This window comes from Limihaloglobus sulfuriphilus, from assembly GCF_001999965.1.
Lineage (GTDB): Bacteria > Planctomycetota > Phycisphaerae > Sedimentisphaerales > Sedimentisphaeraceae > Limihaloglobus > Limihaloglobus sulfuriphilus.
Window position 1 is genome coordinate 259,570 of the sequence record NZ_CP019646.1, and the last position, 22,834, is coordinate 282,403.

Consider the following 22,834-nt stretch of genomic DNA (forward strand, 5'->3'; position numbering starts at 1 on the left):
CGTGTTTTTTTCTCAATGATCGTAAAAATAGTATCTCCACCACGGATCTTTGTTTGTGTCTGGTTTTCTGTACTGCTCAAAGTTGTCCGGCTCAACTGTAACATGCCCGTCAACCCAGGCGATATTTCCTTTGCCGTACCAGTCGTCTGCTTTCTTCTGATGCCAGCGTGTGCGGAAACGATAGGTTGGAGAGAACGAGAGCGGATCTTTATGGGGGTTGAATGTCCAGCTGAACGCCTGGTAATATTCATGGTCAATAAAATACACCGTTTCCTGGGGTTGACGGATGTTGACAATTTTTGTTACTCCGTGTTCTGTCCAGAAAATATTCGTGGCGTCTTTGCGTTCGCGGGAATCGTATCCATACAGTGATCCCTTTGACGGGCCTGCTGTTCCGGGCGAGCCTTCATTGTATGGGCTGAGATTGAGGCAGATATAGCCGTTGGCAGCATAGGTGAATTTTTTCGCGTCGGTTGAAAAATTCGGATCCACCTGGAAGAAATCGGCGGCGTTTGCAGACGGGCAGACGAAAGAATCGTTTTCAGTTTTCTTTGACGCCTCTACGTAAGGGCATATGGAGCTTTCTTTTTCGTTTTCGCCGGGGTCCTTGTACCAGTCGCCGGCGATTGCCCAGCCGTCATTGTCTTCTGACCAGAGAATCGAGCCTATAACAAGTGTTTTGAGGTTGCTTCTGCAGACAACCATTTTTGCGAGCTCTCTTGCCCGCCCGAGTGCCGGCAGCATTATTGCCATCAGCAAAGCGATGATTGATATTACTACCAGCAGTTCAATCAGAGTAAAACCTTTTTTGAATTTCATTTTAAAACTCGTAATTAAATTATTCTTGTTTTAATTTCCAGTCCAGTCTGCACCCATTATCGCAAAATCAAGCAGATCAATTACGCAGTCGCTGTTGAGGTCAGTTTTTATCTCGGCGGTGCATTCAGCAGTTTCTGCCAACTTTATTGCGTCAAAATCGATAATTCCTGTACGGGCGTCTGACCTGTCCCAGCTGCCGCAGCCAATCCCGACAACACGGATATCCGTCAAAACAGAGCTGTCAACCGTGCCCTCGCCTTGGTACCCTTTGAGCTGGTCAAGGTCAATAACCCACTCATCCCATGTATCCGCGGGGCTTACAACAGCTCCTCCGCTCTGGTGCCAGGCTTCGGCTTTTACAGTTCCCGCCGCGTTCCTGAATTTTATGTAAAAGAGGCTTTCGGCTGTGTTTCCGGCATGTCGATATACTTGCATTGAGAGCGTGTCATAGCCGGAGAGATCCGTTTCAGAGCCGATATCGTAAAGGATTGTCGTGTAGTTGTTGTTCTCGATTGTCGGCGGCTCGGGGAGCTCATAACTCCAGCGAAGCGCTGCGCTGCCTTCGTAAGCGTTGTCGGTTAGGGCAATGGTGCCCGTGCCGTTATAATCTTCGGAAGGCTCGCCCACAGACCACGCGGGCCCGATTCCGCTTTCAAAGTCGTCGATGTTCATTTCTGTTTCGCCAGCGGCCTGTCGGTTGTCCGTTAGCCAGTCCGCGGCAAGCACCCTGAAGTCCCGGGCATCTATCGCGACATCACCATTGTAGTTAGCCGCGGCGGCTATCAGCTGTATTTCCGCAGGGCTAAGGGCTGTTGTCCAGAGCTGGAAGTTGTCTATATACGCCGGCTCAGATTCCTTGCCCAGGTACGTGCCGTTGTTCTGGTAACCTATGTATGAGGATTCTATTGGTGTTTTATTGTCGCCTCTCTGGCTCGCGGCCTGGTCAGCCAGCTCACCGTCAACGTAGAACTTGACACCCGAGCTGTTTGCTGTAACTGCTATATGATGCCACTCGAAATTCAGTACCCCCGAAGCGCTAGTCATGAGGTAATAGACCATGTCCCAGTAGCGGTCTTTGCTGTAAATCTTGAACACGCCCTGGTTATCTACGACATCGCCGCGTATAATGAATTCGCTGCCGTCGGAGCCTTTTTCCTGGTAAAATGCCGTTGTATAAGCCTGCCATCCGGCATTGAGCCAAAAGCATACAGAATATTCAGGCCCGTTTGAGACGGATACAGGCAGGTCAACCTTTTGTTCGCCGACAAACTTTAAAGCTCCGTCAACGAGGAAGTCATAGGGCGAGCCGACCCAGTGGTCGAAATACGCGTCAAAACCGTTGCCGCTGTGGTCAGGTATCGTTGCGTCGCTGCCCAAATCGTCCATTATATACCGTGCATAAACTTCTGGTTCTGGTATAAACTCGGGTATAATAAGGTTTTCGATTTCCGCTTCGGTCAAAGCGTCGTCCCATATCGTGAATTCATCGAACTTGCCCGCAAAGAAAGTGCTCCAGCCGGGGTTTGAGGGGATACGGATTTCCCCGGGAGCATCCGTAAACGTGAACGCCTTCTTTGACAGGAGTGTGCCGTTTTTGTAAACCCGCACATCAGTACCGTCATAGGTTGTTGTCATCATCTGCCACTTGCCGGGTTCCCAGTAGTCTGGAGTGGAAAGAAAATTTCCATCGCCGTCTGTAAAAACAATTCTTGAGAATTCGCCCGCCGAATAGAGCGAGCGTGAAGTACCGCCGGTAGTACCGAATGGTTTCTGGCCAAGGGCATACACAACGTTCCAGTCAGCGGGAAGCGTATCAGAATATACCCAGACGTTTACAGACCATGTATCTGCCGCTCCAAAAGGCAGCAGGGCGGTGTTAATGCCGGTTTTGTAGGCACAAGTGCTGCCGTCAGAGACAAGTGCCTGTCCGTCAACGCCCGTGTCGTAACCTATTCCCTGGTAGTCGTTTGCATGAATACCATTAGGCCCTGTGTCGTTGAGGTTGCCGTCAAATTTCCATTCTAATACCTTGTTTGCCGCTTCGGTGCCGGCAATTGTAACAAAAGAAATCAGCAAAATACAAACCAGTGAATTCTTAAACATTTTAACCTCCGTTTTAATTTCAGTTTACTGGTGGTGCTGTGGAATTCCTCAATATAAAATCACAGCCTACCCTTACCGTATGGGCAGAGCCTGTTTCTTTATTTTCTATTCTGTTTATAAGCATCCTGCCGGCATGGTGACCTACTTCTATGCCCCGCTGCATGACTGTTGTCAGGGGCGGCCTCATTTTCTTTGTGAAATCAAGACCGGAAAATCCGACAACGGAAAGCTCTTGGGGTATTTTTATTCCCAGCTCGGAGGCGGCGTTGTAAACATCTGTGGCAAGGTGGTCTGTCTCGGCAAAAACCGCGGTTGGGCGGTTCTTATCAGAGAGCATTCTCAGAGCAACCTCGATACCGTCGGTTTCGTCATCGTTTAGGTGCCATATACTGTATTCAACATCTTTGGCAGTGGTGTAAACCGCGAATTCAAAATACTTTGTACGCATAAGCTGCCAGCTTCTGGCGGATTTCTGGAACTCCGAAAAACATGCTATTTTCTTATGACCAAGACCGATAAGATGCTCTGCTACAAGTTTTCCGCCCTGTTCCTCGTCGGTTTGTACCGAATCTACGCCTTCCTTTTCCGGCAGAGCGTGGTCTATGACAACAAAAGGTATATTTATGTTGCTAAGCTCACGTATATTGGCTCTGTATGTTTCAGCAAAATCAGGCCAGGCAATGAGTCCCTCTACCCTGTGGCCGATCAGTTTGCGGATATGTTCAAGCCCCTGGGTTTCGTTGGAGAATTTATTTGAATCTCCTGCCCACAGAGTAATCGGCATATAGTCGGCATCGGTGAGCTCCTGATGTATTCCGGAGAGGACGTTGGTCCAGTATGAGTCAAAAGGCGGCACAAGCACCCCGATAGTTCGGGTTTTGCCGGTCTGCATACTCTGTACAAGCAGGTTTTGCTGCCAGCCGAGCTCTCTGGCAGCCTGAAAAACACGTTTTTTGGTGTCTTCGTGGAATCTGCCGTTGCCGTTTCGAAGTATAATAGAGGCGGTGGTCAAGGATACGTTTGCCTCTTTTGCAACGTCTTTAAGCTGAGGAACTGTTTTTTTGTTTTTACTCACTGACATTTTATTACTCTTTTTGCACGTGATAAAGCACTTTATCGAAGTCTAACTATTGCGGCCTCGAATGTCAAGTGTTTTAATAAAAAAATTTGATAAAATACTTTATCAGGCAAAAAAATGCTGTTATTTTTAAAATTATATTGATTTAAACCGTACCTGTGATATGTTTTAAATATTGATAAAGTGTTTTATCAATCGTTTAATAGTGTTTTTTTAGGTTAGATTGTTCGTTGTATGCCTGTAATTCAGGCAATATCAGTTATTTGCGGCATTATTTCGCCTGTTTCTCCAGAGCTTAGCATGAACATCTCCAGCCGGATAAATTTAGAGGCCTGGCTTGACATGGCGAATAAATGCATTTTAATAGACAGCTAAATTATTACAAAACATTGTGGAGGTTTGCACTTTGAATTATCTTGGGACTCTGGACTATGCTGTAATCGGCTCTTATCTTTTTGTGCTTGTAGTAATGGGGTTTTACCTCCAGAAAAAGGCCTCCGCGTCGATGGATGATTATTTCCTCGCCGGCAAATCGCTGCCATGGTGGGCAATCGGCATTTCCGGCATGGGCTGGTCACTAGACATCACCGGCACAATGCTTATCGTTTCGCTGCTTTATATACTTGGCCCACGCGGGCTGTTTGTGGAGTTTCGCGGCGGGGTGCCGCTGGGACTTATATTTGTCATGGCGTGGACGGGTAAATGGCATCGCCGCTCAAACTGCATGACAGGTGCCGAATGGCAGGCGTACCGATTCGGCCCGGGATTGCCGGGCAGTTTTGCCAGGGTTCTTTCTGCTGTCGCAGGCATTGTATTTACCCTGGGTATGCTCGCTTATCTGGTTAAGGGCGTGGGGCTTTTCCTTTCTACGTTTATACCTGTACTTACTCCGCTTCAATGTTCCCTTATAATGGTAGGTGTAGCAACACTTTACACGGTTACTTCGGGTTTCTATGGAGTGGTTTACAGTGATATTTTTCAGGCGTTTCTGATATTTGCCGGAATAATTGTTGTAACAGTTATTGCCGTTACAAATGTCTCGAGCGGCCAGGAGCTTGCCGAATTGAGCGGCCGGATAAGCGGCAACAGTGACTGGATGACAAGCCTGCCGCAGATACAAACAGACATGCCCAGGGCTTATGAAATGTATGAATGTCTGCTGATGTTTACTATGTTCCTCGTTTTGCGAAACCTTATCAACGGATTCGCCTCCGGAAATACGCCGCAGTATTTCGCGGCTAAAAATGAGCGTGAGTGCGGCCGCATCGCGTGTCTGTGGTCTTCTCTGCTGATGTTCCGCTGGCCGATGATGATAGGTTACGCGATTCTGGGGCTTTACCTGGTAGAGGGGATGTTTCCGGATATGGCTGTGCTTGACCAGGCGGTTCAGCTGATTCATCAGAACCTGCCCGATATTCCCAAGGCCCAGTGGCCTGATACCCTTTCCAGGATTGCGAACAATTCCGTGGATTATCCTCAAATTGCAGCCGGCCTTGAGCAGATTTTAGGCGGCAGCTGGAGAGAAACTATTCATATGCTGAGTTTTGAGGGCGGGGTAAACGCTGAGAAGGTACTGCCCGCTGTTTTGCTTCACTATGTGCCGGTAGGTTTTAAGGGGCTTATCCTTGTAACGCTCATCGCGGCATCGATGTCAACATTTGACTCTACTATAAACCTTGCCGCTCCGCTGTTCACAAGAGATATTTATCAAACTTATTTCCGGCCAAAATCTTCAAACAAAGAGCTGCTGACAGTAACATACATATTCACGGTTTTGCTGGTAGCGACCGGCTTCTTGATGGGATACACGACTAAAAGCATCAATGAAATATGGGGCTGGGTAACCATGGGGCTCGGTTCCGGTCTTGCCGTGCCCGGGATGCTGCGGCTGTACTGGTGGCGGTTTAACGGGCAGGGGTTCGCAATCGGGACATTTGCCGGCATGGCCGCGGCGATAATTCAAAAGCTAATCTGGCCGGAGCTTGCCGAGCAGTGGCAGTTTGTTATATTGACTATAATATCTCTAACCTTCACGATTGCAGGTACATACATGACGAAACCCACGGACCGCAGCGTGTTGGAGAATTTCTACAAGACGACACGCCCGTTTGGATTATGGGGGCCGTTCAGGGATACTCTGCCGCCAACAGTCCAGACGGCGCTGAAAAAAGAAAACCGAAACAGCCTTGTCAGCCTGCCGTTTATTTTTGTCTGGATGATTTCACTCTACATGATGCCTATGCAGCTTATGATACGCGATTTCAGGGCTTTCGGCATATCGCTGATTTTCTTCGCCGTTGCAGTGGCGGGCATATTTAAATTCTGGGTGGGCAACCATCACTCTACTGATGCACTCGAAGCACTTGAGGCGGGAAAATGAAGTACGCGGCGTTAATTTTATTGCTGGTTTGTGCCGTGGATGGCTTTGGGCTTACCCCCAGAGTTGCCTTTGTGGGTGAAAATCCTGTTCTGGAAAAGCGGCTTAATGAAAGCGGGTTCACCGTTACAGCATTAACATTTGACCAGCTTTGCGACGGGCATCAGTTCAGCCGCGAGAAGTATGATATACTTTTGCTTACGGACAGTGAGAGGTTTCCCCAGGATGCCGGTGAAAATCTGCTGGGGTTCCTTCGAGAGGGCGGCTCGCTCGCGGCTTTGGGCGGCTGCGCGTTTTCCCGGCCCTTGTACAAATCCGCAGGCCGCCGGCTCAGCAAGGATGAGGTCTTAACCGCTTCTTTGGAATTTTCCGGAGTAGAGAACTGCGACGCCTTCATTGATTCGATTGAGCGAAAGGCAGAATTGACAAGAAGCTGTGACAACATGGACAGGCCCGGCAGAGTGGAAGTTGTCAATACTGGTCAAGCCCGATACCTGCGGTTTCATGTCGCCGACTTTACACGATGGGACACTTTCAGGCTGCCCTTTCGCGGCAAAGCCGGAGCCAACGCCCTTGTTCTTACTACACGTTCGGTTTCAGGGCTCTCCGAGATAATGGTTGAAGTGCGTGAATCAGACTCCAGCAGATGGATGGCACGTGTGCCCGCCCAGCGTGACTGGCAAACCCATACAATTCTTGAGAGCAGTTTTGTGTTTATCCCCGACGGCTCGCCGCCTAACCGAGGCAAACGCGGCGATTTTCCGGATATGTCAAAACTTGAGTTCATTCAGTACGGCCTGGTCTTTGACTATTCTCCGCAAAAGCAGGGAGATTATACCTTCAGCATTGGCAATGCCGCTACAGTGAAGATTGATTTGCCGGAGGGGTTTGGAAAGCCGGTTACCCCAAAAAGGCTGCCGATTTTTTACGATGAACCGGCAAACCGCTATAAAGACGCGGTTTCAATATCGAGATTTGAAGAAAACGCCAAGCCGCTGAGTATGACCCTAAGCGGCATATCGGCCATCGGTTACCCACTGACCGGAGCGTCTGAATATGTTCCGATGCTTGCGGTATATGATGAGTATCAGCGGCGATGCGGTTTCGCGGCGGGTGCACTTGTGCATTACGGCGGAGAGTTCGCCGGCGGTGTCTGGTATATAAGCGGCGTAGAAGGGCAGGAGTTCTACTCAAATGATATATTCATGGATTCACTGCTTGAAGCGTTTGAGCAATTTGATGCTGGTTATATAGCAGCTTTGAAAGAGAAGGACAGCCTGGCGCGTAAAGAAAGATTGCCCAAACCGGAATCAAAAATGTCAAAAATCAGCGTTTCTGAAGATGGAAAAACGCTGGTCCGGCCGGACGGTAAAGAATTTTTTATTCTTGGAGTAAACTATATCGGTTCATTTGACTGCAAATGCTCTCAAGCCTCGGAGAATTTCAAGCTCGAAAGCTGGCGCAGAGATTTTGCAAAGGCGCGTGAGGCGGGTATAAACTGTTTCAGGCTCTGGATCGAGGGGCTTGACGGGCGGGAAGATATCTTTAACAGTATCATAGCCCTTGCCGAGAAGTACGGAATTTATCTGCTGCTGCACCCGACTGCGCATCCTCTCTCGGACTCCGGTGAGCTGGAAGAGCTGTTCGGTAATCTTGCCCGAATGGCGGCGGACGAAAACGCCGTTATAGGTTATGATTTAATGAACGAGCCCTACATAACAACTGTCGGTTCAATCACTATTGACGCAGGCAAAGGCGCCATACTCAAATACGGGGCTTATAAAAGGTATGCCGGCACCGGGCTTTTCAGCCGGGACTGGGTGGAGTCGATGGCGAAAAACCGCGGCGGCTGGCCTGAGCTTGGTGACTGGGTGGGCAGCAAGGACGCTCTTGATCTTTACGCGGCTTTTGATATGGCTCAGCAGTACTCTGCCAAGTATGTTCCTTCAAAGGATTATTCTTCTTTGTGGGGGCTCAGCGGGCCGATGCCGGTAGAAAGCACACACGCGGGTCTTCTGGAAGCAGTGAACGAAAATTTTGCTCAATGGATAGGTTTTCATAAAAAGGCTATCCGCCAATATGACAAACAGGGTATGATAACAGTCGGTTATAACAGCTCGCTGGCCGCGTTAGAGGCGAATAAATCTCTTGATATGGTCAGCCATCACCTCTACCAGAATCCCGTCTCGATGGAAGACTTCAAAAAATCCGTAACAACATTCGACCGCCTGCGTCAGCTGTGGCCGGATAAGCCGATAACACTTGGTGAGTTTGGATACAGTTCCAATGCGAAGGTTTACGGCGGCGGCTGTCTCGGTGATGATGCTGCCGGCGTCGGTGAGATGATGATACACCTTTACGCCTTTGCCAACGGTTACAGCGGTGCTATGTCATGGATGCTTTCCGATTGGCCGGTACCGATAATGGAGTACAACGGGCCCTGGATTGCAAAGGCCGATCAGCCAAAACAGGCCGGTTTTGGAATGTACAGGTATGATGGAACAAAAAAGGGTGCTGCCAAGCCGATTGTTCACGGTCTGGAGGTGTTGAGCCGTTATATCAAAACGCATGAGCCCGGCGAGGGAATATTTAAAATACACGAATCAGATTCACCCATAGGCTGCGGCTATACATATAAAAGCGCAGATGCGTTTTTTGTGGGCGACAAAAAATACAGCGGCAGAGAGATTGAGTTTACATCACCTGCGATGGTTAATATAATGGTGGTTGTAAAAGATAATGTTCTCGAAATAACCGCTTCCAGAGATGTAAATGTAAAGATAAACCAGAGGTATTTCGGCATTGATGCCGGCGAGAAAAAGATAAAATTGTTAAAAGGAATCACGCATGAAATTGATCCGTTATGAAAAGAATCCTATATTGTCACCCAATCCCGCGAATGAATGGGAAAGTCTGGTAACAACCAACCCCGGCGCATGGTATGATCAAAAGAGCGGTAAGGTTTTGATGCTTTACCGTGCTGCGGGGAATGACCCTGAACATGTGATACGCCTGGGGCTGGCAGTCAGTGATAACGGGTATGATTTCGAGCGTGTCGGTGATGAGCCGGTTTTTGGGCCCAGCAAAGACGGCTTTGACGCCGGCTGTGTTGAGGATCCGCGAATTATAAAAATCGGCGAGTATTATTATGTAACCTATGCTACACGTTATTTTCACCCCGGGCAGTACTGGCTTGAGGGCGGGCCGTATTCCCCGCCCCAGAGTCCTGATGATTTTCCGCTGGTTATCCGTGAAAACGCTACATCTACCGGACTGGCAATAACAAAAGATTTCAAAAATTGGATCAGGGCCGGCAGAATGACAAACCCGCTAATAGATGATCGGGATGTGATACTGTTCCCTGAAAAGATAAACGGCAAATATGCCCTCTTGCACAGGCCGATGAGCTGGGTCGGTGATGAGTACGGCACGGAGCATCCTGCTATGTGGGTTTCGTTTTCTGATGACATGCTTGTATGGGGCCAAAGCAGGCTGCTGGCAACAGGCGTTGAGGACTGGGAACGAAAGATCGGCGGAAACACTCCTCCGATTAAAACCAGGCACGGCTGGCTTACAACCTATCATGCTGTAGGCCGGGATAACTACTACAGGCTGGGTGCAATGCTGCTGGATATAAACGAGCCGTGGAAGGTTACTCACAGAACAAAAGAATGGATACTTGAACCGCAGGAAGATTATGAGACACAGGGCTGCTACGAAGGCGGCGGGGTGGTGTTTCCCTGCGGCAAGGTGATTATCGGGGATACACTTTTTGTTTACTACGGGGCGGCTGATAAATATGTCGGGCTGGCTGTATGCAAGACAGACGAGCTTCTCGACTACCTCTTGAGTTGTCCGGTTAAATAAAGAAATGAGGTTAGCATGAACAGTACAAACAAGCAGCGTTATTTTCCATGGAAAGATCGTCCTGATAACTGCGGAGAGGCGATATGGAGAGATTCGGCAAATCCTATAATAGGACGAAATCCAATACCCGCCGCGCTGCGAATATACAACAGCGCCGTAGTTCCATATAAAGACGGCTATGTCGCGGTCTTGCGGGCTGATTACAGGGACGGTATGCCGCATCTGCATCTGGGCAAAAGCAGAGACGGCATAAACTGGCAGATTGAACACGGGCAGATTGTATTTGAAAGCAGGCAGGGTATGCCCGGAGTGGGCGCGTTTGCTTATGACCCGCGGGTAACGCGAATTGACGATACGTTTTATATCACCTGGTGCAACGGTTATCACGGGCCAACTATCGGTGTTGCTTATACAAAAGATTTTGAGACATTTATTCAGCTTGAAAACGCTTTTCTGCCGTTTAACCGAAATGGCGTGCTTTTTCCCAAAAAGATAAACGGCAATTTCGCCATGCTCAGCCGGCCTAGTGATAACGGGCATACTCCATTTGGCGATGTGTTCTACAGTGAAAGCCCCGATATGTGTTACTGGGGGCGGCATCGCCACGTTCTGGGCACTACTAAACTTTGGTGGGAATCTACCAAGGTCGGCGCAGGAGCCGTGCCGATTGAAACGCCGGAGGGCTGGCTGCTGATCTACCATGGAGTGATGAATACCTGCCGCGGTTTTGTTTACAGCATGGGCGCGGCTCTGCTGGATTTAGAGCAGCCCTGGAAAGTGCTCGCACGCGGCAATAAGGCCCTGATGGGCCCCGAAACAGATTATGAAATCAGCGGCCATGTGCCAAATGTGCTGTTTCCATGTGCGGCGGTGCATGAGGAATCTTCCGGCCGCATAGCAGTATATTACGGCGCGGCCGATACCACAACCTGCCTGGCATATACAACCATAAAACATCTAACCGATTTTATAAAGGCGAATTCTTAGGATACGGCAAAATCAGATGTTATCCAGGGCTAAATAGCTAAGTTCATTCTTTACATAGACTAAAGAATGTGTTATATCTGAATTTATATAATAAATTCTTGAACAGTCCGAGATTAGAGTTTAAAAAACGGGATTTGGCTATATATTAACATAGACATCAGATACATAGTTTCCCGTTATTTAGACGGCTGTGACGGTAAAATTCAGATACTAATTCTTTATGGAGTGAAATATGTCCCTGGGACGAATAACAGATGCGGTTAAATCCGGCAAAATACTCTTTTCAGACGGCGCATGGGGAACCATGCTCCAGAAAAAAGGACTAAAACCCGGCGAATGCCCTGAACTATGGTGCATTGAGCGGCCCGGCGATGTGTACGATGTGGCAAAATCCTACGTCGATGCCGGCGCGGATATGGTGCAGGCGGATAGTTTCGGCGGCACACGGTATAAACTTGAGCATTTTGGGCTTGCAGATAAAGTCGCCGAGATAAACGAAGCCGCGGCGAGAATTTCCAAAAAGGCAATTGGAGATAACGGCTGGGTTATAGCCTCTGTCGGTCCGACGGGCAAGATGCTGGTCATGGGCGATGTGACCGAAGATGACCTCTACAACGCTTTTAAAGAACAGGCCCTCGCTTTGGAAAAGGGCGGCGCCGATGCCGCGTGTATAGAGACAATGAGCGACATACAAGAGGCGTGCCTGGCGGTAAAGGCTGTAAGAGAAAATACAAACCTTGAAATAATAAGCACATACACGCTTGAGCTGACAGAACACAGCGGCTATCGAACCATGATGGGGGCTTCTGCCGCGGATGTTGCCAATGCCGCGGTCAAAGCCGGCGCAGATATTATCGGCACCAACTGCGGCAACGGCATAGTACGAATGATCGATATTGTAAAAGAGATGCGGCAGGCTCAGCCGGATAAACCGATACTCGTTCATGCCAATGCCGGACTGCCCCGCAGCGTTGACGGAGTAGATATCTTTCCCGATACTCCGGCGGATATGGCGGCTTACGTGAAAGAGCTTGCAGAGGCTGGGGCGAATGTAATTGGCGGCTGCTGCGGCACAACACCCGAGCATATAACAGCCATGAAGGCCGCTATTTACGGATAAAAGCAAAGATACAGTTTCTATAGAAGGACGATAAAAAATGCACATGATGAATGAGCTCATTTCGGTTCCTGTCGCGGCAGGCACATTCGCCGTGTCAGCCGGCTGGATAGCGGTAATTTCCCGCAAACTGCATAAGACGCTGAAAAACGCTGATTATGCCCTGATGGGTGTTCTCGGCGCGTTTGTCTTCGCGGCACAGATGGTGAATATTCAGCTGCCGCTTATGCCGGGTACAAGCTGCCACTTTGTTGGTGCTGTGATGCTTGCGATAATTTTCGGCCCGCATGTCGGCGCGATAGTGCTCAGCTCGGTGGTGGTTGTTCAGTGCCTGATATTTCAGGACGGCGGGATACTCGCCCTTGGCTGCAATATCCTCAACATGGCGATTATTCCCGGCTACACGGGATATTTTCTCTATCGGCTGATTGCTAATGACAACCCGGGCAGATTGCGGTTTTATCTTGCGGTTATAGCCGCGTGTATAACCGGTCTGATGGCCGGCGCCGCTATGGTGCCGCTGCAGGCAGAGATTTCCGGCGTTTTAAGCATACCGCTGAGCGGGTTTATGCTTACGATGCTCGGGGTTCATTTTCTCGCGGGTATTGTGGAAGGGCTTATGACCGCCGCCGTTCTTGCATACCTTATGGAAGTGCGCCCGGCGATACTTATGCCGCAGCCGGAAAACAGCCGCCGGGCTATGAGTATGCGGGGCGTTTATATAAGCATGGCTCTATTGACACTTATTGCCGGAGGCCTGCTCTCACTTGCCGCAAGCGATAAACCCGACGGGCTGGAATGGAGCTACGCGGAGAGACCCGACAATCCGGATTTTGAACCGGTTGTAAAAAACGACTCGAAGTTAATAGAAAATGTTGACCGGCTTCATGGGGAATATGCCCCGATGCCCGATTATACAATCAGGGCTTCATCGGCGAATGAAACCGCTTCCGGCGCCTGGACAAGTTTCGCCGGAGTCGCAGGGGCGTTTGTTACGATGCTTCTGGTGTGGCTCTTGGCTAAGCTGATCCGCTCAGATACAAAAAACATAGTTTAGCCGGTTAATGCCAATCAAATGCATCACGCCCATATAGATAAATACGCCAACCAGTCCTCGCATGTGCATAAGATTGATGCGCGTTTGAAGCTGTTGGCAGTTGTTCTTTTTACGGTTCTTACCGTTACCGTCTCAATTAACAAACTTCCTTCACTGGCGTGGTACGCTTTGTTTCCTTTTTTACTGTTGGTTATCGGCAGGATACCGATTAAATTCGTGCTAAAACAGGTGATTCTTGTAAGCCCCGTTATACTTGTTTTCGGTTTCAGCTGTGTTATTTTTGAACGGGAACCGGTATATGTTTCTTTTGGGCCCTTTTCCGGTGAAATTGCCTTGGGCTGGGTTCGGTTTTTGAGTATAGCGTGTAAGTTCACCATATCCGCGGCGGCTTTAATAGCACTTGTTTCGACAACTCGGTTTTATGACCTTCTGGCTGCGATGCAGAAACTCGGCGTGCCGAAAATGCTTGTGCTCCAGCTGGGTTTTCTTTACAGGTACATATTTCTGCTGATTGACAAGGCCGGCAGGATGATGCGTGCCCGCTCGGCAAGGAAACTTTGCACGTTTGGCTTTTTATATGAACTCAGGCTCGCCGGTTCTATGATAGGAAGTATGTTTGTAAGCAGTATTGATATGGCAGAGAGGGCGGGCATTGCCATGGAGGCTCGCGGCTTCACCGGCACTGTCCATACTCTAAACACCCTCAGACTCAAAGCGGTTGACGCGGTATTCGGTTTTCTTGTTATTGTGTATTTTTCCTTGCTGCTTGTGATTTTTTAGGCGGATTGTTGATACTCATGTCAAAAGCGATAGAAATAAAGAATTTAAATTATACTTATCCCGACTCAACTCCGGCACTGCGGGATATCAATCTTTCCATTGACCATGGCGAAAGGGTCGTTATTATCGGCCCAAATGGTGCGGGCAAGTCAACATTGCTGCTTGCTATAGGCTGTTTTATAAGGACCTGCGGCAGTGTCAGTGTAAACGGGATTGAAAATAAATCTAAAAATATCAAAGAAATACGCAGGGTTATTGGAGCGGTCTTTCAAAACCCTGATGAACAGCTTTTTATGCCGCGGCTTATTGACGACATTGCCTTTGGGCCGTTGAATATGGGTCTCTCGCCGGAAGAAGCCCTTGATGCCGCCAAAGCGGCACTTGAACAGGTCGGGCTTACCGGTTTTGAGAATAAAGAACCTCATCACCTCTCTGCCGGACAGAAAAGGGCCGCGGCGGTAGCTTCGATACTGTCAATGTCGCCGTCTATAATCACAATGGACGAGCCGGACAGCAATCTTGACCCTGCGGGCCGGAGAAATCTGGTAAAACTGCTCAACGGGCTTGATAAGACAATCATTATTGCCGGATGCAGTATGGGTTTTCTCTCTCAAATAGCCGAAAGGGCGGTACTTATAGACGGCGGTGGCGTAGTTGCTGATGGAGATGTCAAAGAAATAATGTCAGATTCAAACCTTATGGAATCCCATGGCCTTGAGGTGCCCTCAAATTTCAAATGAACGCCTTGCAGGATAAAGCTCTTGCAGATTGAGACTGTCCGGGCTGAAACCGCTGCCTGTAAATCGAAAATTATAGTTGTAAAAGCTGTATTCCTTTGATATATTGACAACATGAATATGCTGGGGCGACACATTAGAACGATACTTTTTTCCGCGGCAGCCTTGTTTTCGGTATTTTTTGTACCGGTTTCAATTTCGGGGCCAAACGCGGAAAAAACCGTTAAAGTAAGTAAAAATGATACCGCCATAACACTTTCCTGCGGCGGCAGCAAAATACTCAGCTATCACCACGCGGTGCATCCCGTTCCGGAAGGCGTTGATCCCTCATACCGCCGAAGCGGATTTATACATCCTTTATACTCACCCTCCGGCAAGGTTCTTACCAGAATCCAGCCGCCTGACCATTATCACCATTACGGTAGCTGGGCTCCCTGGACTAAAACGCATATAGATGGCAGAGAGGTAGATTTCTGGAACCTCGGCAAAAAGCAGGGAACAGTCCGCTTTGCGGAATTGATCTCAAAAGAAGCCGGCGGTTTCACCGTTCATCAGGAGCATGTTGAGTTTACAGACTCCGGCGGCGAGCGGGTGGTAATTGATGAAATTCTAAGAATACACGCATCTGCCGCGGAGATTGACGGGATACCCGCCTGGATAGTTGATGTGTCCGGCACATTGAAGAACATACTTGATGCGGCGATAATTATGGATAAATACCGCTATGGCGGGGGTATAGCAATCCGCGCCGCCAAAGAATGGAAAGCTCCCGGCAGCAACATTCTCTCAAGTGAAGGCAAAGACAGAGACAACGGCCGTGCAAGCCGTGCGCGATGGTGCGAGGTTTTCGGCACATTTGATGACGGCACACGAAGCGGAATACTTTTTATGAGCCATCCGGATAACCGTGAGCACCCCGAGCCGATATACATGTGGGACAGCAAGGCCAACGGCGGCAGGGGTGATATGTTTTTCCAGTTTTGTCCGATTCATCTCAATCCGTGGCAGCTAAATCCGGGCGCAGAGTATAAACTGCGGTACCGAATGGTTATATATGATGGAAAATTAAACACAGAAAGGATGGAAATTCTATGGCAGACTTTTGCAGAACATCAAACTTTCAGCGAATGATACTTAAACTTGCAGTTCCTGCCGTTATATCTCTTGCGAGTGCGGGTTTGGGGCAAAGGGTTTTGATCTACACAAAAAACGGCGAGGGATATGTACACAAGAACATACCGGCAAGCGTTAAGTGCCTGGAAAAGATTTGTAAGGCTAACGGCTGGGAATATGAAAGCAGCGATGATGCCTCGGTTTTTACCGCGGACAATATCAGCCGGTTCAGCGTTCTGGTATTCTCAAACACCAACAACGAGTCCTTCGATACCGAGGAGCAGAGAAAGGTTTTTAAGGATTACATCAACTCCGGCGGCGGTTTTGTAGGGATACACTCCGCCTGCGGTTCCGAGCGGAAATGGCCCTGGTTCTGGGCAAATCTGGGCGGCAAATTCGCCTGGCACCCGAAAAATCAGCCGTTTGATATCCTTGTAATAGACAAGAATCATCCCTCGACGGCTCATCTTGATGATGTCTGGAAATGGCAGGACGAGTGCTACCTGATTGATGAGCTGAATCCGCGTATCAGGGTTCTGATGGCAGTGGATCTCAAAACGATAAAGACAGATGCCCAAAGGCTAAAAGAATATCCGGGGCGTGTATTTGGTGATACATTTCCTCTGGCATGGTGCCAGGAATTCGATGGCGGCCGTCAGTGGTACACCGCACTTGGCCATGACATTGAGCATTATAAGGACGAGAATTTTATCAGGCATCTCACCGGCGGAATACGCTGGGTAATGGAAAAAGACAACATCAAAACAAAAAATGAGAAGAAATGACTACCTTCAGGAGTAATCAAATGAGACGAAGAGTTTTTATGAAAAATACCGCGACAGCCGCCGCTGCCGCATTCGGCGTTCCTTTTATAGTAAATTCAAACGCATTGGGCAGGTACAGGCCAAATGACAAAATCAATATTGCTCAGCTTGGCTGGGGCCGTATCGCCATGAGCCACGATGCGCCTGAGACCATCAAGCATGATATGTGCCGTTTTACCGCCGTTGCCGACCCTGATATCAATCGGGCAAGAGACGGCAAAAAGTGGATAGAAAATTACTACGCAAAGAAAACCGGTAAAGAAAAATATGTAGATGTGAAAGTTTACCAGGATTACCGTGAAATGCTGATGGATCCCAGTATCGATGCAGTCGTAATATCCACACCTGACCACTGGCATGCACAGCCTGCGATGGAGGCGGCTTTAAAAAATATGGATGTATATCTACAGAAGCCTTTTAGTCTTACGATCAAAGAGGGCCGGCAGGTGAGTGATGTGATCAACAAGACCGGCTGTATTCTGCAGGTCGGCAGCCAGCAGCGTTCAATTTCACCCTGGCCGCAGTTTAAAAAGGCCGCTGAGCTTGTAAGAAACGGTGTTCTGGGCAAACTGATACATGTTGATGTCGGCCTTGGCACTGACCCTGGCTGCGGGGAAGAGCCCGAGATGCCGGTTCCTGCGAATCTCAACTACGACCTATGGCTCGGCTCGACCGAGGATGTTTACTACACAGAAAAACGTGTTCACCCACAAAACAACTACAGCCGTCCCGGCTGGCTGCGGTGCAGGCAGTTCGGCGCGGGCATGATCACCGGCTGGGGAGCTCACCACATCGATAACGCCCACTGGGGAATGGGCACGGAGTTTACCGGACCCGTTGAGTTAGAGGGCTGGGGCGAATTCCCCGATTCAGGTCTCTGGGACGTTCACGGCGAGTTTGAGGTGAATACGAAGTATGCCGACGGTGTTACGATGAACATCAGCAGCAAGCATCCAAACGGCGTTAAATTTATCGGCGAAAAAGGCTGGATAGCAGTCAACAGGGGAGGCGTTAAGGTAACCAGCAGCGATCCTGATACCAGGGGTGACAAGGTTGAGACGCCCGCAATCTATGCCAGTGACCCGTCTCTGCTGGATGTCAAGCTCGGGCCAAACGCCTTAAAGCTCTATGAAAGCCCCGAACAGCACCTTGACTGGCTCAACTGTATCCGGAGCCGCCGCACGCCTGTCGCGCCGGCAGAGGTTGCTCACCGTTCATGCTCGGCGTGTCTGCTGGCGCACATCGCAATGCAGATACCGAATACGACATTGAAATGGGATCCTGTCAAAGAAGAGTTCATCGGCAATGATAAGGCAAATTCAATGCTTCGAAGAACTCAAAGAAAAGGATACGGCACGGAGAGTGTAATTAGTTAAATGTAAAGAGTTTGAACTATGAAAATACAAGGATACTTCTTACTGGTTTTGGTTCTAATTATGAGTGTAAATTTTTCAGGATGTCAAAAATCGGCATTTACCGGCGATGATGCAAAATTAAAACTTATAACTCTCGATCCGGGGCATTTTCATGCGGCTCTGGTTCAAAAGCAGATGTACAGGCAGATTTCACCGAATGTAAGCCTGTATGCTCCTGAAGGGCCTGATATCGAGGATCATCTTGGACGCATTGAGGGTTTTAATACCCGCAGCGATAACCCGACCTCATGGGTTTCCAGCATTTACACGGGCGATGACTTTCTTGATAGGATGCTCATGGATGAACCAGGCAGCATTGTTGTTCTTGCCGGCAATAACTCTGCGAAAACCGATTATATCTATGCCGCAATCAAGGCTGGAATGAACGTGCTGGCGGATAAGCCGATGGTGATTTTTCCGGAGAAGTTTGATCTGCTCGTGAAGAGCTTCGAGAAAGCCGGTAAAAACGATGTTCTGCTCTATGACATCATGACCGAACGTCACGAGGTAACAACGATACTGCAGAAAGAGCTCTCGCAGGTTGAGGGTGTATTCGGCACGCTAAAGGCCGGCACACCCGAAAATCCCGCCGTCACCAAGGAAAGTGTGCACCACTTCTTTAAGTATGTATCCGGAAACCCGATAAAACGCCCTGGCTGGTTCTTTGATCCGGCTCAGCGGGGCGAAGCTCTCACAGACGTTTCGACGCATCTGGTTGACCTGATACAGTGGGAGTGTTATCCCGAACAGATAATCGACTACAAAAATGATATCGAGATGCACGACGCCAGACGGTGGACGACGCAGATAACCCCCGGGCAGTTCTCCAGGGTTACCGGCCTGAGCAGCTATCCGGAGTATCTGGCACCGTATGTGGACGGCGGCAGTCTCAATGTATTCTCAAACGGTGAAATGGTTTACCGGATAAAAGACACCTGGGCGAAAGTATCGGTTCTGTGGGAGTTTCAGGCACCCGAGGGAACGGGCGATACGCATTATTCAATCATGCAGGGCACGAAATCAAATCTTATAATCCGGCAGGGCCCGGAAGAAAACTATAAACCCACTCTTTATGTTGAGTCGGGGGGCGGGGAAAACATCGAAAAGCAGCTTCGGAATGCCGTTGCCGGCAATGGCAGGCTCCAGAAGATGTATCCGGGCCTGGAGATAGAAAAGGCGGGCGAGAAAATCTGGAAAGTTGTAATTCCGGATAAGTACCGCGTAGGCCATGAGGCTCACTTTATACAGGTAACAGAAAAGTATCTGGGCTACCTCAAAGACGGCAAACTCCCCGCGTGGGAGATTCCGAATATGCTGGCGAAGTACTACACAACCACCGAGGCACTGAAGAAAGCCGGCGGGTCAAGGTAAAGACCGCTGCGGCGTTTATGCCGCATTGAGTTTGCCGGCGGGATCAGGACAGGCGGTTTTTGAAGTCTTCATAGCCGAACCGGCGCTGGAGTTTGAAACTGCCGTCTTCATTGCGTATCACTATATCGGGCAGGTTGATGCCGTTAAACGTGTTGTTCTTGACCATGGTGTAATGCGCCATATCGCCGAAAACAAGGCGGCTGCCGGGCTGAAGGGGCTGTTTAAAACTGTAATCGCCTATTACGTCGCCGGCAAGGCATGAGGGGCCTGCCAGGCGGTATGTATATGGGTTTTCACCGGGTTTCCCTGCGCCGCGGATTTCCGGCCGGTAGGGCATTTCAAGCACATCGGGCATATGGGTCGCGGCGGAAGTGTCAAGAACGGCGATGTCTAAGTCGTTATGCACTATGTCCAGTACCGACGCGATGAGTACGCCGGTATTCAGTGCCACAGCCTCTCCCGGCTCAAGATATATCTGCACATCGTATCTTCGCGAAAAATCACTTATCAGGTCGCAAAGCAGGTCAATGTCGTAGTCCGGCCTGGTTATGTGGTGGCCGCCGCCGAAGTTGATCCATTCGATTTCAGGCAGATAGTCAAAAAAATTATCCTCCACCGCTGCCAGTGTCCTTTGCAGGGCGTCGCTGTTCAATTCGCACAGGTTGTGAAAATGAAAGCCGCTTATACCCTCAAGGGTTTCACTTTCGAAAAATTCCGGCAGTATCCCCATACGTGAGCCGGCGGCGCACGGGTCGTAAATAGCCGTCTTCACCTCTGAATGATTTGGGTTTATCCGCAGGCCGCAGCTGATATTACGCTCGTTGTCCTCTATTCTGTCTTTGCAGCGTTTCCATTGTGAAAACGAGTTGAATACTATATGGTCGCAGAGCTGGAGCAGTTCATCAAATTCATCCTCTCTGATCCCCGGTGCGCAGAAATGCAGCTCCCCGCCGAATTCTTCGCGTCCAAGTCTTGCCTCGTTGAGCGAGCTTGCCGACGTTCCCCAGAGATATTCTCTGATAAGATCTGAGACTGACCACATGGCAAACGCCTTTTGTGCCAGCAGAATCTTGCAACCGGTCATATCCTGAACGGATTTAAGTGTCTCGAGATTGTTTCTCAGCAAGGCCCTGTCAATTACATAGCAAGGTGTTCGAAGTTCCCTGGGCAGTTCGGTCATAGATTGATCTCTTTCCACGGCAGGCCGTATTTGTTCAAATCGTCCATGAACGGGTCAGGGTCGAACTCTTCCATATTGTACACGCCGGGGCGGTTCCATTTATCGGTAAGAATCATCTTTGCCCCGATCATCGCCGGCACGCCGGTGGTGTAGGAAACCGCCTGCGCCTTGACCTCTTTGTAGCATTGTGCGTGGTCGCAGACGTTGTATATCATCATTTTGCGTTTCTCGCCGTCTTTGACGCCTTCCATAATGCAGCCGATGCAGGTCTTGCCCTTGTAATTCGTGCCCAGGCTGCCCGGATCCGGCAGAACCGCTTTTAGAAACTGAAGCGGCACGATATGCTTACCCTCGAACTCAACCGGCTCAATGCTGGTCATACCCACGTTCTGCAGGACGGTTAGATGGTTTATGTACGCCTCGCCGAAGGTCATCCAGAAACGGATTCTCTTCAGGCCGGTGATGTGCTTGACCAGTGATTCTTCCTCCTCGTGGTAGAGCAGGTACGCCTTGCGCACGCCTACCTCGGGGAAATCGAAGTCCTGTGATACACTCATCGGCTCGATCTCTTTCCACTCGCCGTTTTCCCAGTATTTGCCTTTCTGGGTTATCTCGCGGATATTGATTTCAGGATTGAAGTTTGTAGCGAACGGGTGACCGTGGTCGCCGGCGTTGCAGTCCACGATATCGACGTAATGAATCTCGTCTAAATGGTGCTTGAGGGCGTAAGCGCAGAATACATTCGTAACGCCCGGGTCAAATCCGCTGCCCAGCAGTGCCATGATACCGGCATTTTTGTATTTATCCCTGTATGCCCACTGCCAGCTGTACTCGAATTTTGCCTCGTCTATCGGCTCGTAATTGGCAGTGTCGAGGTAGTTTACGCCGGTTTCCAGACATGCGTCCATGATGGGCAAATCCTGATAGGGCAGTGCCACGTTGATAACCAGCTCGGGTTTTACGCTTTTTATCAGGCTCACCATTTCGTGCACATTGTCGGCATCGACGCCGGCTGGGGTTATCTTTGTGCCCGTTGCCGCTTTTACATCGGCGGCGATCTTTTCACATTTTGAAGAAGTACGGCTTGCAAGGGTGATGTTACTGAATATATCCGGCAGCTGGCCGCATTTATGCGCTACAACATTGCCGACTCCGCCGGCTCCGATTATAAGTACGTTCGACATACAGTTCTCCTTATGAGAATAATAACATGATTTTCCGGCATTATACTAACTATTTATCCATGGGCAACAAATATTCAGGGCACAAGCCCTCTCTTGTGTTGCAGTTTATCGCGGTTTAATCCTGTGTTTTAGAGAAATATCTTCAAAAGCAGGTGCCTCGGTGGGTTAAGTGTCTTTCTGAAAGACAGATACAAAAAAAAGGCGGTGCCGTTTGACGCCGCCTTTGGATCCCGGAAATCAGGATAAAAAATTGATAATAGCGTTACTCGCTAAAGTTGTGATGCAGAATGATGTCGATCTCATGGTCGTGACATAAATGAAACAGGTTCCCGTAGATCATTTTCTTAGTGCGGGGACGGTAGCCTATCATCTCATCACCATCCTTTACTTCGGTGCACCAGCCCGTTTTTTTCAGGCTGTTGGTAACCTTCATTTCTAATGCGTCCATTTCTTACCTCACGATTAAGAGTAATAATATGTTACCCGGCCGCTAAGCCGGCACGAAAAAAAACCGACACCGAAGACTTCGCTCCTGTGTCGGTTTAACTGTTTCCAATATTTTTTCAGCAACATGCATTTTATAATATGCCGTCCTTGCAAATAAAAAACCCGAATGCTAAGAAGAGATTAACTCTTCCTGGCGTTCGGGTTTATATTGTTAGTTTTAGTTTGCTCATAATTAAAACTCGTTTCTGTTTACAAATTCATATTAGGAGATAGTTAGAAGTTTGTCAAGTAAAAATTAAAAATTTTAAAAACTTAGTGTGTGGAATTTATTTATGATTTAATTATCTGGCTTATAAAATCTTACAGAAGAAGTACCCG

18 protein-coding genes are annotated in these 22,834 nt (G+C 49.1%); 12 read left to right on the forward strand and 6 right to left on the reverse strand.

All coding sequences use genetic code 11. The annotated features are described in order from the left end of the window. Positions 1-12: 12 nt before the first annotated feature. From SMSP2_RS00950 to SMSP2_RS00960, 3 genes are read right to left on the reverse strand one after another with little or no spacing between them, the layout of a single operon-like run. The gene (locus tag SMSP2_RS00950) at positions 13-819 is read right to left on the reverse strand and encodes a type II secretion system protein (protein ID WP_146682161.1); all 807 of its coding nucleotides are present in this window, start codon (positions 817-819) and stop codon (positions 13-15) included. Positions 820-849: 30 nt separating this feature from the next. Continuing rightward, positions 850-2,922: a LamG domain-containing protein gene (locus tag SMSP2_RS00955; RefSeq protein WP_146682162.1), complete on the reverse strand. Its 2,073-nt coding sequence runs from the start codon at positions 2,920-2,922 to the stop codon at positions 850-852. Between the two features lie 19 nt (positions 2,923-2,941). Then, complete coding sequence (locus tag SMSP2_RS00960; RefSeq protein WP_146682163.1) at positions 2,942-4,003, reverse strand: LacI family DNA-binding transcriptional regulator; 1,062 nt, start codon at positions 4,001-4,003, stop codon at positions 2,942-2,944. Positions 4,004-4,406: 403 nt separating this feature from the next. Between SMSP2_RS00960 and SMSP2_RS00965 the strand changes: the two genes are divergently transcribed. From SMSP2_RS00965 to SMSP2_RS01020, 12 genes are all read left to right on the forward strand, one after another. Beyond that, entirely contained in the window at positions 4,407-6,380 is a 1,974-nt protein-coding gene (locus SMSP2_RS00965; RefSeq protein ID WP_222566379.1) for a sodium:solute symporter family transporter, read from the forward strand. Next, positions 6,377-9,244, forward strand: a complete 2,868-nt coding sequence (locus SMSP2_RS00970) for a hypothetical protein (protein ID WP_146682164.1) — start codon at positions 6,377-6,379, stop codon at positions 9,242-9,244. Before SMSP2_RS00965 ends, SMSP2_RS00970 begins: the two co-directional genes overlap by 4 nt. Beyond that, positions 9,225-10,244 carry a glycoside hydrolase family 130 protein gene (locus SMSP2_RS00975; RefSeq protein WP_146682165.1) on the forward strand — a complete coding sequence of 340 codons (1,020 nt, stop codon included), beginning with the start codon at positions 9,225-9,227 and terminating at the stop codon, positions 10,242-10,244. The genes SMSP2_RS00970 and SMSP2_RS00975 overlap by 20 nt, the downstream gene beginning before the upstream one ends. 15 nt (positions 10,245-10,259) lie before the next feature. Continuing rightward, the gene (locus tag SMSP2_RS00980) at positions 10,260-11,231 is read left to right on the forward strand and encodes a glycoside hydrolase family 130 protein (RefSeq protein WP_146682166.1); all 972 of its coding nucleotides are present in this window, start codon (positions 10,260-10,262) and stop codon (positions 11,229-11,231) included. A 232-nt stretch (positions 11,232-11,463) separates the two neighbouring features. Further along, positions 11,464-12,351 carry a homocysteine S-methyltransferase family protein gene (locus SMSP2_RS00985; protein ID WP_146682167.1) on the forward strand — a complete coding sequence of 296 codons (888 nt, stop codon included), beginning with the start codon at positions 11,464-11,466 and terminating at the stop codon, positions 12,349-12,351. 37 nt (positions 12,352-12,388) lie between these two features. Continuing rightward, on the forward strand, positions 12,389-13,405 hold the full coding sequence (locus SMSP2_RS00990; RefSeq protein WP_146682168.1) for an energy-coupling factor ABC transporter permease: 1,017 nt from the start codon (positions 12,389-12,391) through the stop codon (positions 13,403-13,405). Between the two features lie 18 nt (positions 13,406-13,423). Further along, a complete protein-coding gene (gene cbiQ / locus SMSP2_RS00995; protein ID WP_146682169.1) occupies positions 13,424-14,185 on the forward strand; it encodes a cobalt ECF transporter T component CbiQ in 762 nt (253 codons plus the stop codon). A gap of 17 nt (positions 14,186-14,202) precedes the next feature. After that, complete coding sequence (locus SMSP2_RS01000) at positions 14,203-14,925, forward strand: energy-coupling factor ABC transporter ATP-binding protein (protein WP_146682170.1); 723 nt, start codon at positions 14,203-14,205, stop codon at positions 14,923-14,925. Between the two features lie 162 nt (positions 14,926-15,087). Beyond that, on the forward strand, positions 15,088-16,053 hold the full coding sequence (locus tag SMSP2_RS01005) for a DUF6807 domain-containing protein (protein ID WP_186804787.1): 966 nt from the start codon (positions 15,088-15,090) through the stop codon (positions 16,051-16,053). After that, the gene (locus SMSP2_RS01010; protein ID WP_146682172.1) at positions 16,014-16,820 is read left to right on the forward strand and encodes a ThuA domain-containing protein; all 807 of its coding nucleotides are present in this window, start codon (positions 16,014-16,016) and stop codon (positions 16,818-16,820) included. The genes SMSP2_RS01005 and SMSP2_RS01010 overlap by 40 nt, the downstream gene beginning before the upstream one ends. Before the next feature lie 20 nt (positions 16,821-16,840). After that, a complete protein-coding gene (locus SMSP2_RS01015; protein ID WP_146682173.1) occupies positions 16,841-18,235 on the forward strand; it encodes a Gfo/Idh/MocA family protein in 1,395 nt (464 codons plus the stop codon). A gap of 60 nt (positions 18,236-18,295) precedes the next feature. Continuing rightward, a complete protein-coding gene (locus SMSP2_RS01020) occupies positions 18,296-19,645 on the forward strand; it encodes a putative oxidoreductase C-terminal domain-containing protein (RefSeq protein ID WP_222566380.1) in 1,350 nt (449 codons plus the stop codon). 43 nt (positions 19,646-19,688) lie between these two features. Here the strand turns inward: SMSP2_RS01020 and nspC are convergent, their stop codons facing one another. The 3 genes from nspC to SMSP2_RS01035 all read right to left on the reverse strand — a co-directional run bounded on the left by nspC (position 19,689) and on the right by SMSP2_RS01035 (position 22,457). Beyond that, positions 19,689-20,825 carry a carboxynorspermidine decarboxylase gene (nspC, locus tag SMSP2_RS01025; RefSeq protein WP_146682175.1) on the reverse strand — a complete coding sequence of 379 codons (1,137 nt, stop codon included), beginning with the start codon at positions 20,823-20,825 and terminating at the stop codon, positions 19,689-19,691. After that, positions 20,822-22,009 (reverse strand): saccharopine dehydrogenase family protein, encoded by a 1,188-nt coding sequence (locus SMSP2_RS01030; RefSeq protein WP_146682176.1) that lies wholly within the window; start codon positions 22,007-22,009, stop codon positions 20,822-20,824. The genes nspC and SMSP2_RS01030 overlap by 4 nt, the downstream gene beginning before the upstream one ends. Positions 22,010-22,271: 262 nt before the next feature. Beyond that, entirely contained in the window at positions 22,272-22,457 is a 186-nt protein-coding gene (locus tag SMSP2_RS01035) for a hypothetical protein (RefSeq protein ID WP_146682177.1), read from the reverse strand. Positions 22,458-22,834 lie beyond the last annotated feature (377 nt).